Source organism: Acetobacter okinawensis (assembly GCF_002153655.1).
Lineage (GTDB): Bacteria > Pseudomonadota > Alphaproteobacteria > Acetobacterales > Acetobacteraceae > Acetobacter > Acetobacter okinawensis_A.
In genome coordinates, this window is the sequence record NZ_JOPJ01000041.1 from 14,311 (window position 1) to 29,198 (window position 14,888).

Below are 14,888 nucleotides of genomic sequence, written 5' to 3' on the forward strand. Positions count from 1 at the left end.
TGCGTAAAGGAACGGGAAAGTAGTATGCATAAATTTGGACCATTTTTGCTGGCAGCGGGTTTTATGGCAGCCGTACAGGCTGTGGCTGCACCAATCACCAGCAACCAGGACCCTGCTTTTGGCCCGGTTGGTCAGGTCCAGATTATTGCCAGCATACCGGACCCGGATCCATCTGGTATTGCCGTGGTCAATGGCCGGTTATTTCTCACTTTCCCCAAGCATGATGGTGATCACGCAGGCCCGGTTCTGGCTGAATGGAAAGCGGGGCGGCTGGTCCCCTTCCCTTCAGCAGCATTTTCGGAGTCATCAAGTGGCGCTCCGCAGACAAGGCTGATTTCTCCTCATGGTATGACAACAGATACATCAGGGAATTTGTGGGTAATTGATGACGGTAAGATCAAAGGCCAACCTATTCCTGCTGGAGGTGCCAAGGTTGTGGGGATTGATCCTGCAACCGGACAGGTCATAGCCAATGTGCCGCTGGAGCGTGCATTGCGACCACAGAGCCATATGAATGACCTGCGCATTGATCTGACACACGGTGCGAAAGGCACAGCCTATATTACGGATAGCTCGTTTGATGGTCATCCGGCTCTGGTGGTGCTGGACCTTGCCACGGGCAGGCAGCGCCGGGTGTTGGAAAACACTATTTCGGTTTTGCCAGACACGGGCTACCAGACCGTACTGGATGGCCGCGTGCTGCATTATGACCCGGCACACCCGACATTCCCCGCCGGAGGAGCAGATGGGATTACCCTGTCGGCTGATTCCACACGGGTGTATTATGCACCACTGGCCAGCCGGAGATTGTATAGTCTGCCAACTGATAAACTGGCAGACTTTAACATCAGCTCAGGCAGCCTGGCTGCATCTGTCGTTGATGAGGGTGAAAAAGGTGCGGCTGACGGGTTGGCAACCGACCCCTGGAACCGGATTTATATAACCGCAGCCGATCATGATGCGGTGTTCCGGCGCAACCCGAATGGTACGTATGACCTGATTGCCTCTGACCCCCGATTTGTCTGGCCTGATGGTATTTTTGCCGACCGACAGGCTGTGTACGTTGTGCTGGGGCAATGGAGCCGCCTGCCCCGCCTGCACAATGGGCAGGATATGCGCCGACCTCCCTATCTGGTTGCAAAAATGCCCATCACGCCACCTGCCATGCAACATTGAGCCGAGAAGAATGTTTGAGACTGCTCACACTAACGGCAGAAAGCACATGTTGTCCGGTTTGGCGGGAGACACAAGGGTCAGCCCCGCCTGTTGCGCGGTTCTGAGTGCCAGTGCCGTAGGAGCGGACAGCGAGACCAAGGCGCGCATGCCAGCAGCAATGGCTTTTGTAGCCATTTCGTAAGAGCAGCGACTGGTGAGCAGACAAAACCCCTCTGCAAAATTCAGTTCCCTGTTTAAGCCATGGCCAATCAGCTTATCCAGCGCATTGTGCCTGCCCACATCCTCCCGGATAGAGGTAATCTGGCCATTGGTGCTGCACCATGCGGCCGCATGGAGCATACCAATCCCGCGATTTAAGACCTGATGGTCGCGCAGAGTGGTCAGGGCGGAGCGTATGGCGGATAATTCCGGCGTGTATGGCTGAACTGTGTTGGACGTGCGCTGGAGCACACCGGCCATATCCGAGCCGCAGATTCCGCATCCGGTACGCCCAGCAATCGGGCGGCGACTGCGGGCCAGAACCGTACGGAGTGCATCTGCACTGATACGGATATCGGCTTTTAAACCGCCATCAACCGGTGTTATGGAAATCTGCCGTATATCAGAAAGGCTTTTTACCAGACCTTCTGATACGGAAAAACCGATTATAAAATCAGTAATATTGTGCGGCGTGACCATCATAACAGCGTATTCAATGCCATTATAGGTTAACGCCAGAGGCACTTCTTCGGCCAGATTTAAAGTTTCTGCTGTTATCGCCGCGACTGTGTCGGATGATGTGTGCCAGACAGCGCGTTCTATATGGTATTCGGTGGCTATGGGGTGCTCTACGTTATCCGCACTACAGGCCATGGTGGTTATCTTTCGTCCGGGTGTGCCAGATAGCTTGTACAGCCTGCAGGTCTTCTGGTGTATTGATGTTTAAAAATGGATCAAAGGAACTGAGAGGCAAAAAATCAACCGGCCGGGCGGCCAATGCCTGTGTCAGGGTGCAGACACGTGTGTTCTGTTTTCTGTTCTGTTCCGTTATGTTTGCCAGTTGTGCGGTCAGCAGCGCATGTGCTGCCTGCACAGGCCACGCTGCAACCAAAGAGTGGTGCTGTGTGGCATAGGCTGCGTAGGATGGTGCGGGTAGCAAGGTGCTTACCAGAGTGTCCGGTATGCATGGTGTATCCACTGGTACGCTCACCAACACATCAAACCCGGCCTCTTTTGCCCATGCGAGACCACTCAGCACTCCGGCAAGGGGACCAACATTATGCAGTGTGTCTGCAAGCACCGGGCAGTTCCATGCGTCAAACCTTTGTGCATCGCCATTCGCGCTTATGGCAATGGCGGCGCACTGTTGTTTTAGGCTGGTTATAATCCAGTCCACACAGGGGCGTTGGGCAATATCCATAAAGGCTTTGTCAGCATGGTGCATGCGCCTTCCCTGCCCGCCAGCCAACACCAGCCCTGCTATTTTTAGTGTGTGCTGCATGGTCAATTATGTCTCTGCTTCTTTGTGCTGGTTATTGTGCGTCAGTCTGATTAAAAATCAATGGTTCTTCAATGCTGTGTGGACTGGCCTGTTTGTATGCTCATTCATCGCGAACAACGGATATTTGGCATTATAGGGCGTAGCGGGTCTGGAAAAACGCATCTTATCAGCCATTTGATCCCATTTTTCTGTAAAAAAGGACTGCGTGTGTCCACCATCAAACACACTCATCATGGTGTGGATATGGACACACCGGGAAAAGATACATTTCAGCACAGAGAAAATGGCGCCGTAGAGGTCATGCTGGCTACTCCGGCCCGCTGGTTTTTGCAGCACCAGAGCACTTGCCCGCCCACGCTAGGTGAGTTGATACAAGCCATGCAGCCTGTTAATCTGATTCTGGTGGAGGGTTTTCATGAGCATGTTCCTGCCTGCATGGAGGTCTGGCGCCCGATAACAGGCAAAGACCCGCTTTACCCCCATATGCCCAGTATTAAAGCCATTGCAACCGATAGTCCAACGCTACATGATTCTGTTATGGGGAAAGAGGTTTTTCCAATAACAGATATTGAATCTATCGCGCATTATATTCAAGAGCATGCTTTTTTATGGACATCAGCAGAATAACCTGATGGTCAAGAAGTTTATACAGCACTCAATGCCATTGCCGCGCACCAGTCTCCCACTTTTATAGTCTGGCCTGCCGGTATGCGTAGGATGCCAGAAGCATGCGAAAAGCACAGCACGTCTGATGCTCCTTGGGATGGCACAAGAGAAAAAACACCCTCTTTGCCACTCTGAGCATAGTGTACGGGTATGAGGCATGTGGCATCAGAGGGGGATGAAAAAGCAAAACTGCTGCGTCCACTCAGTGTGGGAGAAGCTGCCTGCTGTGGGTTTGTCCCCGATATTGAGCGTAAAAACGGCAAGACAAAAATTTGGGTGCATATGGCGGCAGCGCCGGGGTTGCCGGGAAGACAGAAAACCGGTGTTTCGGCCTGACGCATGAGTGTAAATGGTTTGCCGGGTCGTATTTTAACCCGCCGGAACAGGCAGCACGCTCCCAACTGTTCCATAACTGGCAATACATTGTCTGTCTGCCCAACAGAAATACCGCCTGTGGTGATGATGATGTCGGATTGTGCCGCCAGTTCGTTCACCGAGTCCCGCAGTTCGGCCTGACTGTCGGAGCCGACAGTGTGGTGCTGAACATGCAGGCCCATGCTTTCCAGCATAGCGCAAAGCATGGGGGTGTTGATGTCCGCACGATAATCCGGTGCATCAGATGCAAGTTCGGCACCATTAGCTAACACGCCTATGCGGTAGGGCTTATAAACGGCCAAATGCTTTATGTTCTGGCTTGCAAGCAGGCTTATATGCCGCCAGTCAAGCTTTTGTCCGACCTTGAGTAAGGGGTGCCCTACGGGAAACTCCTCGCCCGCCCGTCGAATATTTTTACCAACGAGAGCGTCTGCTGTGTTCAGATGAATTACGCCATCACCCATTGTCACGCGTTCTCGGGCGATAACGCAGTCTGCGCCCAACGGTATGCGTGCGCCTGTCAAAATAGTGGCGGCTGTGCTGCGGTTATGCGTGCTTGGTTGATCCCCTGCAACAATACAGTCTTGTAGTGGCAGGCTTATGGAATGTGCGCCATTTGTAGGAATATCTGCACAGCAGAAGGCGTAACCATCCATGGCAGAAATATCGGCTTCTGGCCGCGGGGTCGTGGCAGACACGTTTTCTGCCAGAATGCGGCCATTAGCCTGAGCGAGGGGAATGATATCAATTTGCGGACCGTCTAGTGCGTCTGCCAGAGCAGACAGAATGGCCTGTGCCTCATCATAATCAACCATGGCCGGAACAGGTATGGGTTTAAGAAAAGCCGGGGGTTGGGATAAAGGCACGCTACAGTCCATGGATCGTTTTATGCGGGGAAAGAAAACGGGTTGAGGCCAATACGTCTGAAACCCTCTGCCTCTATGGCTGCATCCAAAGACAAGCTCCCCAGATCATCTGCTACCGCTTCCAAGTCGGGATCATAATCCAGACGGAATGTTTTAATATATGTAGTGCAATCACCGCAGGTTTCAATCTGGATGGCAGATTTGGCGTCATCCAAAGTCCAGTGATCAATTTGCCCGCTGGAGCTACAGTCCACACAAACAGCACGGACCCGGTGCCAGCGCACTTCGCACAGGCTGCACTGTAAGTATCGCAGCCCCTCACGCGCTCCACCTAGCACCAGACTGGCAACCGGCGGTGCATTGCAGCATGGGCAGTGCGCTGACTGTGTTGTGGATGGTTGCTGCATTTGCGCTTGATTTAGGGAGACAGCCTGCGCCCAGTTGGTGGAGAGTGCAGCCCATAAAACAACGGCAACTCCCGCATCAACCAGCTGATAATCCAAGCGCAAAAGATGGGCAGCGGCATGCGCCAGCAACTCTTTGTTAGCGGACAGAGCAGCTAGCTTATCCCCCGCAGCGGACGGCAGCATGGGAGCAACCTGCCCGACCAAGGTTGTGTATGTTTCCTGCCAGTACGGGATGTTTAAAAGGCTAGTCTGCAAATATGCATGGTCATGCTTGTGGCCAAGCAGTGCCAGTATGGTGGCGGCATCGTCCGAGCCAAGAGGATGATGCACAAGACGCTGCTGTTGGGCTTGCACCAACTGGGTGAGAAAACGAAAGTATTCTCCGTTTTCTCCCAATGCCTCGGCCTGTGTGTTCAGTCGTTGGATGCGACGAGTATACAGCTTGTCCAGCACGGGAAAAATGACTGGATCAATCTGGGCAACACCGGGTGTACGCTTGTCTGGAGCGACAATATCGGACGAATGCAGCATCAGCCGTGCCTTTTGGACGGCAGGGGTTTTGTCGGTGCGACTTCTTCTTCGTACCAACGGTCATGATGCTGTCTGGCCCAAGCGCGGGTTACATATCCACTGATCATGCCGCCAATGGACCCACGAACCCAGATGCCCATGTAAATATGCCCGATAACAAGCAAGATAAGGGCAAGCCCGGCCACGGAGTGTGCCAGAAGAGCCAGCCGGAGCACCGGGATGGGGAAAAGAGCGGCAAAATAGGCACGCCAGATCATTAACCCGCTAACAAACAGCAGGCTGATAAGGGACATGATGCCCCAGAACAGAATTTTCTGCCCTGCGTTATACTTGCCGATCTGGAGTTTTTGCCCGTGTTTGTTCAGCAGCACGTCCACAATATGCCGGAACCATGTCAGGTCGGTGCGCACAAAAAGATTATGGTGCACAAACCGGACAAACATACACATAAGCAGCGCAAAAACGGCGATACCTAGAAAAGGGTGTAAGACCCGCGCAAGCTGGGGTGGGCCAAGCACATACCCCAGCCAGTTCAGGCTCGGAAAAAACCATGACAGCCCAGAAAGCGCCACCAGCGTAAAGCACGACACCATGCTCCAGTGGAACATGCGGTCAATGAGCTTGGTACGTAAGACCAGATTACTGTTATCCATTACGCATCTCTCCCGTTTTCGTTCGGGTCATGTTCCGCATTGTCTTGTTTGCTTTTGGGCTCAGGCGGGGGTGTCTCGTCCGTGGTGTTTGCCCCGACCCCCATGTAATGGACAAAAGCCCCTGCCAGCGTTGCGATAAAGCCGAGTGCGCCAACGGGTTTGAGCCACTCTTTCCATCCCCGCACAATCGGGCTGATATGCGGGTTGTCGGGTAGGCGGTGGTACAGGCTGGGCTGGTCGGCATGGGTGAGAACATACATGACGTGCGTCCCCCCTACTCCAGCCGGGTCATAAAGTCCGGCTCCTGCATGGCCACGGCTTTGAAGTTCTTCTACCCGGGTTGCGGCAAGGTCCTTCATCTCAGCTTTGGAGCCGAAGGAGATTGCACCTGTCGGGCAGGTTTTTACGCAGGCGGGTTCCTGCCCCACGGCAACCCTGTCCGAGCAGAGCGTGCATTTGTAGGCATGGTTATCTTTTTGGCTGATGCGCGGAACATCAAATGGACAGCCTGCAATGCAGTAGCCGCAGCCAATGCACTGATCGGACTGAAAATCGACAATACCGTTGGCAAACTGCAAGATCGCACCCGGGCTGGGGCACGCCTTAAGGCACCCCGGCTCGGCACAGTGCATGCAGCCTTCCTTGCGCAAAAGCCACTCCAGCTTGCCGGCCTCATCTTCACGTTCATCAAAACGGATGACGGTCCATGTTTCAGCCGTCAGGTTGGCGGGGTTGTCATAAACACCCACGTTGTGCCCGACCTCATCACGCAGGTCATTCCATTCCGAACAGGCAACCTGACACCCCTTGCACCCAGTGCAAAGGGAGACGTCAATCAGCTTGGCCACTTCCTGCTCATGGCTGCGGGCCTGTGGCAGCGGCGTCAGGCCATTGGTGGCGGAGCGGCGGATAATGTCTTGTGACTGCATACCCATCAGCGCACCTCAGACCTTTTCAACATTAACAAGAAAAGCTTTAAATTCCGGCGTCTGGGAGTTTGCATCCCCAATGCCGGGGGTCAGTGTGTTGGCCAGATAGCCTTTTCTGGCTGCCCCCTTAAAGCCCCAGTGGCATGGCACACCAACCTGATCCAGGTCCTTGCCCATGACGCTCAGGCGTTTGAGCCTTTTGGTGACAACGGCCTTGGCCTCGATATACCCGCGGTGGGATGAGACGCGCACCATATCCCCCGCGTTAATGCCAAGTTTACCTGCCAGCTTGTCGCCTATTTCCACAAACTGTTCGGGCTGCATGATCGCATTGATTCTGGAATGTTTGGTCCAGTGCCGGAACAGCTCTGTAATGGAATAGGTTGTCGCAACATAGGGGTACTGGGCGGGATCACCCATACGGGGCTTTTCATCCGCATAAAAGCGGGCGGCAGGATTCCGGAGTGCTGTTTTGCCCAGAGCGGAGGACAGAACCGGTGTTTCAGTCGGCTCATAATGCTCGGGGAAAGGCCCATCGACCAGCTTGTCGCCACCTGCAAAGAGCAGGCCGACCCCTTCGCTATGCATGATGTAAGGGCCTACGCCGCTATTGGGTGGAGATGTAACCGGATAATCGGGCACATCTGCGCCGCCCCAGCGCTGCCCATCCCAAGCAATAATCTGCCTTTTGGGGTCCCATGGACGGCCCTGCACGTCCAGCGAGGCACGGTTATACAGAATGCGACGGTTTGCAGGCCACGCCCATGCCCAACCGGGTGTTGTGCCCAGCCCTGTATCGGTATTGTCACGCCTGGCCATCTGGTTGCCGGCCTGCGTCCATGATCCGGCAAAAATCCAGCAGAAGCTGGCAGTGCTGCCATCATCTTTCATCACTGCAAAATCGGGGAGCAGCTCGCCCCTGCGGACCACAACCTTGCCCTTGTCATCCATTATATCTGCCAGAGCGTAGCCATTGGCTTCCTTGGCGACTTCTTCGGGGGTGGGGTCTTCCGGGTCCCGGTAGTTCCACTGCATGTTCAGCACGGGCTCTGGGTATGCGCCGCCTTCCTTGGCATAGAGAGCGCGGAGTTTGGTAAAGATGGTGCCAATAATATGCCCATCATTCCATGCATCTCCCGGCGGTTTGGCACCTTCAAAATGCCACTGCAACCAACGGGCCGAGTTGACGATGGAGCCGTTTTCCTCTGCAAAGCAGGAGGCAGGCAAGCGGAAGACTTCTGTTTGAATATCTTCCGGTTTGACGTCGTTATAGGTGCCCTCATTTTGCCAGAAGTTAGATGTTTCCGTATCCAATGGGTCCATTGTGACCAGAAAGCGGAGCTTTGACAGGGATTCACGTATACGGTTTTTGTCCGGCATGGCAGCAAGGGGGTTAAAGCCCTGTGCGATATAACCGTTGACCTTGCCTTGATGCATCATTTCAAAATAGGCCAGCATATCGTAGCTGCGATCCCACTTTGGCAGCCAGTCATATCCCCAGTTATTGGTGGGGGTTGCGTGTTCTCCCCATAGGGTTTTCATCAGGCTGACAAAGAATTTGGGTGTATTGTGCCAGTAGTTGACCTGCCCGGGTTCATCTGCATGCGGCACAACGGCCTGCATGTAGTTATCCAGCGTTTGCTGGCTGTCCTTGGGGAGGTTCATGTATCCCGGCAGACGCAGCGACAGCAGACCAAGGTCAGTATAACCCTGAATGTTGGAGTGCCCGCGCAGAGCGTTAAGCCCACCGCCCGCCATACCAACATTGCCCAGCAGGAGCTGGATCATGGCGGCAGTACGGATGATCTGTGTGCCGTTGGTGTGGTGGGTCCAACCCAGTGCGAAGAGAATGGTGGATGTCAGGTCTGGTGCGCTGGTTGCGGCCAGAGTTTCGCAAACATGGAGGAAGTCTTTTTCGGGGGTACCAGTAAGCTGGGTCACAACCTCTGGCGTGTAGCGCGCAGCATGCTGGCGTAACAGGTTAATAACGCAGCGTGGGTTCTGGAGTGTTGGATCAACAACCGCATAACCCTGCGCGTCACGCTCGTAAGCCCAGGATGATTTGTCGTAACTCCGCTTTTCGGCATCGTAGCCGCTGAAAAGCCCTTCGTGGAAGCTGAAGTCTTCGCGCACAACAAAAGGTGCGTTGGTGTAGGACCGGACGTATTCGTGCTGGATTTGATCATGCGTGAGGAGGTAATTGATGACCCCGAGCAGAAAAGCGCCATCAGAACCTGCACGAATGGGCGCATAAAAATCGGCCACGGCAGCGCTGCGGTTAAATCGTGGGTCCACGACCATAACCTTGGCACCATTGCGGATTTTGGCTTCCATAACCCATTTAAAGCCGACCGGGTGCGCTTCGGCCGGGTTGCCGCCCATAATCAGCACAACATTGGCGTTTTTAATATCTACCCAGTTATTGGTCATGGCGCCACGGCCAAGGGTGGGCGCCAGAGCAGAGACCGTTGGTCCGTGGCACAGACGTGCCTGACAATCAAGCGCCAGCATGCCCATGGAACGGGCGAATTTAAAGTCCAGCAACCCGGTTTCGTTACTAGCGGCGGAGGATGCCAGCATGCCGGTGCTGAGCCAGCGGTTAACGGTTTCGCCCTTGTCGTTTTTTTCTATAAAATTCTTGTCGCGGTCGTCTTTGAGTAGGCGCGCAATACGGTCTGTGGCCTCCTCCCAACTGATCCGCGTCCATTCATTGCTCCCGGGGGCGCGATAGGATGGGTAATGCAGGCGGCCATCGCTATGAATGAAATCAACCAGCCCGGCACCTTTTGGGCAAAGGGAGCCACGGCTGACCGGATGATCGGGGTCGCCCTCGATATGAAAAATGCTGGGCTTGGCGTTTTTTGCGCCGTCGCCCAGAGAATACATGAGCAACCCACAGCCGACAGAACAGTAGGTGCAGTTGTTCCGCGTCTCTTTTGCACGCAGCAATTTATACTGCCGTGTTTCCTGCGCAAACGCTTTTGGGGGAGCAAAGCCAAGGGCTATGGCGCTGGCTCCTCCAACGCAAGTGCCCGCACCTTTTAAAAACTCCCTGCGCCCAAGAGCCATTTGAACCATCCCGGTTTTGTAAAGAAACAGTAATACAGATGCCGTATATATGCTCTGCGGATTTCCGGCATTGATCCGGATCACTTTTAAACACGTATGAAGAATACTTTAGAATTTTTTAGCATAATCATGCGGTGCTGTGGCAGAAATGCATCCATAAATAGTATGGATTAGTAGATAAGTCTTAACTATACATATTATCTATATTCCATTGTATATAGATAATATGTTGCGTGGTGTTGCATTATATTTAATGCGCGGAACGTGTCGGGGGTGGATCAGGATGTTATATATCAATTGCGATCAGTTTTTGACCACATGATCCAGATGCATAAGTTTATTGTATAAAAATATGGTGTGGAGCTGCTCTGTGCTCCACACCATATTTAAAAGACGACAGTACGAGTTTTGGCCCTGTCAGCTTTATGATTCAGACTTGGTAAATTCCTGATAGTATTCATCAGCCATTTTGCGCAGTGAACGGCCAATGGCCGCATACTGATATTCGCTCAGATTGGCGAGGGATGCGCGAGCTGCGGGTTTTTGCACACCAAAGCCTTCGCCGGGGAGCAGAACAATGCCGGTTTCATCTGCTATGCGGAACAGCATTTCCCCTGTGCTGGCGCGTTTGAGCATCCATTTGGCGAACTTTTTGCCATACAGTTCACGGGCCACGCTCTCCAGATCAAGCAGGGTGTAATAATCAACCGCATTGGCGTCTTCCTGGGGTTTAACGCCGAGTTCACGGTAAAGGGTTGCTTCGCGGCGGCGGATAACGGCTTTGAGCGATGCCTTGTAGTGTCCGGTTTCATCCATCATGGCAAAAAGTGCGAAGAGCACCATCTGGACCTGCTGCGGTGTGGACAGGCCTGCTGTGTGGTTAAGTGCCACGGCACGGCTATCTGCGACCAGACGGTCAATGAACTTGAGCGCACTGGCATCTGTTGTCAGGCTGGAATAGCGGCGGGCCAGAGCCTTTTGCGTGCTTCCGGGGAGTGCGCGGAGCAACCCGTCAATTGCATTGTTTTTGTGAACGCCGATAACTCCCAGACGCCAGCCGGTTGCCCCAAAATATTTGGAGAAGGAGTAAACCAAAATGGTATTGGCCGGACACACAGCGTAAAGTGAGCGAAAATCATCAGCAAAAGTGCCATAAACGTCGTCTGTCAGGATCATGAGATCAGGACGGTCGTTTTTGACAATGGAGGCAATCAACTCCAGAGAGGCGTCATCCATTTTTACTGATGGAGGATTGCTGGGGTTGACGCAGAAGAAAATCTTAACTGCGGGGTCTTTCAGCTTGTCCAGTTCGCCAGCAGGATACTGCCAGTTTTTTTCAGGATCAGCATGGATGGAAACAACTTCCAGCCCGTATTCATCCAGCTGTGGAATTTCAATGTAAGGTGAGAAAACAGGCAGGCCGATAGCGACCTTGTCCCCTTTTTTAACCAACCCATTCTGCTTGAGAGTGTTAAAAATATAGGCCATGGCGGCAGTGCCGCCTTCGGTTGCAAAAAAGTCCGTGCTGTCCACTGGCAGGGCGCTTCCTACCATCTCACGCAGGACGTACTGCCCGGCAATCTGTTCGCTCATGCTCAGCATGCGTGGCGGGGTAGGATAATTGCAGCCCAGAATACCCTCCACCATCTCATGCAGAAAAGCAGAGGCGGAAAGTCCCATCTGATCGCGGACGTAGCTGAGTGCGCGGCCTAAAAAGAAGACACCGCTCTTGTCGCGGTTGTCGGATAAAAACCGTGCAAAGCGTTCTTCTATCCCTTCCACGCGGGCCTGACCACCAACGCCCGCAGTCATGTATGAAAAAGACAGCTCGGATTCAGCAACAGCAAATTGGCCTAGATGGAAAAACGCAGAACGCGGCAATGTTGCCAGAAAATTGGGGTTACCCCGCCCGGCATTGAGCATGGCGCGGTCCGTATGGCTGGAAGCCAGACGAATAAGCTCGTCTTTGAGTTCAAAGGGGCTGAGGTTTTTGAATTTTGCATAATCAATGGTCATTGTCGTCTCGCTTTGCTCACGGTTCAATAACAGGGATGGATAAAGCAATCGCCAGCCCCCTTCCCCCGCAACCAAACCGTTTGTGGGTTAGGGCAAGAGGAATGGCAGCTAGGATTGCTGGAGCGGCATTGGCGTCGGAGAGGGCCATAAAAGCACGGACACACAGCCTGCGATGCTGGGCAATGAGGGCTTGCAATCCAGCATTTAAGCCGAGGGAATGGCGATGATCTGACATTGCGCATAGTCCCGCCCACATGGAGTAACATTTTAACAATGAGGCGTCGCTTCCATGGAGCTAACGCTTCATTTCATGCGGGCTTGGGAATAATTTTGATCTAGAACCATGTAATGTCAAGAGAAACTTTTTGTTAATCCAAATAAACACAAGAAAAATAGTTCTGGCTTCGTATTGTTACGATATAAATACAATATCAGATTTTGAATATATTTTACAATAGGGGCAGAAACTATGGAATTTTTCATATCTGGGTGCTATATGCCGCCCAAGATGTACAAGTGTACCTCCTGATGTGATGAAAAGAAGAAAATGATAAAAAAAATAAAGCATCAATCCTCTTTTGCTGCATCGGTTTTTCTTCTGGCATTGTGGTCTGGAACTGCCCTTGCAGCGGATGGTCAGTGGTACACGGGCTCCTTGGTGTCCCCCTCGGGGGCGGAGGCGCACGCGGGGCTTGTGGGTATTGAGCCTTACTACAGCTACACGCAACCGATTGGCTATTTTAACGCGGATGGAAGCAGCCATCCGCAGCACCCCCGCCAGCAGACGTTCAGTAATTCCACCATGTGGAAGTATGGCATTACCGACCATTTGAGTATTCAGGCTCATACGGTTGTCAATTATGGATGGCAGAACGGACAGGGTCATTCATCAGGTCCAAAATTTGGAGATTTTCCAGTCGATATGGTCTGGAGATTTGTTGACCCTAATCCTAAAAAATATATTCCTGCATTCAATCTTTTTGCCGGGGTATACTTCCCTACTGGCGATTATAACAAATTGCAGAACAAGCAGGATGCTAATGGCACGGGAGCCTATGTTTTCCGCATGGCCATTACGGAGCAATCTACCTATGTGGTGAATGGCCACCATGCCTTGCGGCTACGCACATGGGGGTGGTTTCGTCATGCTTTGGCATCCACGCAACTGGAAGATGTTACCAGTTATGGTACAGGCGCTGGCTTTCATGGTCGTGGTCGCCCGGGTATGAGCGGGCAGACTGGTTTTTCCTTGGAATACGGACTTAATCAGGCATGGGTGCTTGCTTTTGATTTAGCGCGAGATTGGGCAAATGGCTCCCGTGTGTGGGGGGATGACGCCCATGGCAAACATATTGACCGGATTGCAGCGAGCAGTGGGGACTGGCAGATTGCACCTGCGGTTGAATATAGCTGGACTTCTCGCATGGGTATTATTGTCGGGTCGGCTATTTATTACGCCGGACACAATACAGGTGTAAAAGTTTCGCCGCAGTTTGCGGTCAATATGGTTTACTAAAGTCATAATATAAAAGCGCCTTCTGTGGAAAGGAAGGCGCTTTTATATTGTAGAGGAGCGTGCGTTATACGAGCGTAAACTCGTTCAACAGTCCTTTCAGTTGGCGGGCCTGCTGCACCATACCAGAACTTGCCGCCGAGGTTTCTTCCACCATGGAGGCATTCTGGCGTGTTCCTTGGTCAATGGTGGAAACCGCATTGTTGACTTCTTGCAAGGCGGTTGCCTGCTCAGATGCAGCTTCTGCAATCGCTTTCAGGTGGTCGCCAATATCTGCAACGCTGGAAATAATGGTCGTAATGGCATGCCCTGCTTCTTCCATAATGGAAACGCCTGACAGCACCTGACCACGAGATGTTTCGACAAGTTCCTTGACCTCCTTGGAGGCATTGCCAGCGCGGTTGGCAAGATCGCGGATTTCCTGCGCCAGAACACGGAACCCACTGCCTGCTTCGCCCGCGCGCGCGGCTTCCACGCCCGTATTCAAGGCCAGCAGATTGGTCTGGATTGCTATGTTGGACATAACATTCGTAATTTTACTAATCGCTTCAGACGACCGTTCAATTTCCGACATTGCTGCGGTCGCGCGGTTGATCATGACGCCAAACTGCTCAGTAATATTCTGGCAGTTGAATACAAACGTATTTGCTTCACTCACGCGGGCTGCGGTGGAGGTCACTGTTGCGGTAATCTGTTCAACTGCGGCTGCGGTTTTTTCAACAGAGACAGCCTGCTGTTCCGTTCTATGCGCCAGATCCTGTGCTGCGGTATTAATTTCACCCGCAGTAATATCAATCGTGTCTGTTGTGTCGTTGACTATGCTCAGTGTTTCACGCAGTGATTCAATGGCACCATTCAGGTTGTCGCGCAGCGGAATGTAAGCCGATGGCAGGTCTTTGTCCATTTTCTGGGACAGGTTGCGTTCAGCCACTTCGCTCAGAATGACGCCAAAGCTATCAGCCACAAACGTCTGTTCTTTATGAATAACTTCATCGCGGGATTTCTGGCGGGCTTTCTCAGCTTCTTCCAGATAGACGGAAATTGTTAAATCCATCTCAAGCATAACGGCGGTACAAAGGCTTGCAATGGCCTCTCCCATTTCTTCAGTAGAAACGGTGGCTTTTTTTGCAAACAATCCTGTTTTAGGTGCCAGATCGGTCACAATGCTGCGGATGAGATGGTCGATGACAATAGCGTAACCGCCAAT

At 52.7% G+C, this 14,888-nt stretch carries 12 protein-coding genes; 3 read left to right on the forward strand and 9 right to left on the reverse strand.

The genetic code is table 11. From position 1 onward, the window contains the following. The first annotated feature begins 24 nt into the window (after positions 1-24). Positions 25-1,176, forward strand: a complete 1,152-nt coding sequence (locus HK26_RS11650) for an L-dopachrome tautomerase-related protein (protein WP_086639937.1) — start codon at positions 25-27, stop codon at positions 1,174-1,176. Between the two features lie 24 nt (positions 1,177-1,200). Here HK26_RS11650 and fdhD read toward each other — a convergent pair whose 3' ends face one another. Then, entirely contained in the window at positions 1,201-2,028 is an 828-nt protein-coding gene (gene fdhD, locus HK26_RS11655; RefSeq protein ID WP_086639938.1) for a formate dehydrogenase accessory sulfurtransferase FdhD, read from the reverse strand. Further along, positions 2,018-2,656: a molybdenum cofactor guanylyltransferase gene (gene mobA / locus HK26_RS11660; protein WP_086639939.1), complete on the reverse strand. Its 639-nt coding sequence runs from the start codon at positions 2,654-2,656 to the stop codon at positions 2,018-2,020. The genes fdhD and mobA overlap by 11 nt, the downstream gene beginning before the upstream one ends. A gap of 96 nt (positions 2,657-2,752) precedes the next feature. Here mobA and mobB point away from each other — a divergent pair, with 96 nt between their 5' ends. Continuing rightward, positions 2,753-3,283, forward strand: coding sequence for a molybdopterin-guanine dinucleotide biosynthesis protein B (mobB, locus tag HK26_RS11665; RefSeq protein WP_086639940.1), 531 nt, complete (start codon positions 2,753-2,755; stop codon positions 3,281-3,283). A gap of 17 nt (positions 3,284-3,300) precedes the next feature. Here the strand turns inward: mobB and HK26_RS11670 are convergent, their stop codons facing one another. The 6 genes from HK26_RS11670 to HK26_RS11695 form a co-directional block, all read right to left on the reverse strand. Next, the gene (locus tag HK26_RS11670; protein ID WP_257640993.1) at positions 3,301-4,563 is read right to left on the reverse strand and encodes a molybdopterin molybdotransferase MoeA; all 1,263 of its coding nucleotides are present in this window, start codon (positions 4,561-4,563) and stop codon (positions 3,301-3,303) included. A gap of 20 nt (positions 4,564-4,583) precedes the next feature. After that, complete coding sequence (gene fdhE, locus HK26_RS11675) at positions 4,584-5,501, reverse strand: formate dehydrogenase accessory protein FdhE (RefSeq protein WP_086639941.1); 918 nt, start codon at positions 5,499-5,501, stop codon at positions 4,584-4,586. Then, on the reverse strand, positions 5,501-6,154 hold the full coding sequence (locus tag HK26_RS11680; RefSeq protein WP_086639942.1) for a formate dehydrogenase subunit gamma: 654 nt from the start codon (positions 6,152-6,154) through the stop codon (positions 5,501-5,503). The genes fdhE and HK26_RS11680 overlap by 1 nt, the downstream gene beginning before the upstream one ends. Further along, entirely contained in the window at positions 6,154-7,089 is a 936-nt protein-coding gene (gene fdxH / locus HK26_RS11685; protein ID WP_086639943.1) for a formate dehydrogenase subunit beta, read from the reverse strand. The genes HK26_RS11680 and fdxH overlap by 1 nt, the downstream gene beginning before the upstream one ends. A 9-nt stretch (positions 7,090-7,098) precedes the next feature. Further along, the gene (fdnG, locus tag HK26_RS11690; RefSeq protein ID WP_086639944.1) at positions 7,099-10,152 is read right to left on the reverse strand and encodes a formate dehydrogenase-N subunit alpha; all 3,054 of its coding nucleotides are present in this window, start codon (positions 10,150-10,152) and stop codon (positions 7,099-7,101) included. Between the two features lie 423 nt (positions 10,153-10,575). Continuing rightward, the gene (locus HK26_RS11695) at positions 10,576-12,168 is read right to left on the reverse strand and encodes a bifunctional aspartate transaminase/aspartate 4-decarboxylase (RefSeq protein WP_086639945.1); all 1,593 of its coding nucleotides are present in this window, start codon (positions 12,166-12,168) and stop codon (positions 10,576-10,578) included. Between the two features lie 694 nt (positions 12,169-12,862). Here HK26_RS11695 and HK26_RS11700 point away from each other — a divergent pair. Beyond that, positions 12,863-13,684, forward strand: a complete 822-nt coding sequence (locus tag HK26_RS11700; protein ID WP_257640994.1) for a hypothetical protein — start codon at positions 12,863-12,865, stop codon at positions 13,682-13,684. Between the two features lie 64 nt (positions 13,685-13,748). Here HK26_RS11700 and HK26_RS11705 read toward each other — a convergent pair. Beyond that, positions 13,749-14,888: methyl-accepting chemotaxis protein (locus HK26_RS11705; protein WP_086639946.1), on the reverse strand; the 1,140-nt coding region annotated here is incomplete at its 5' end.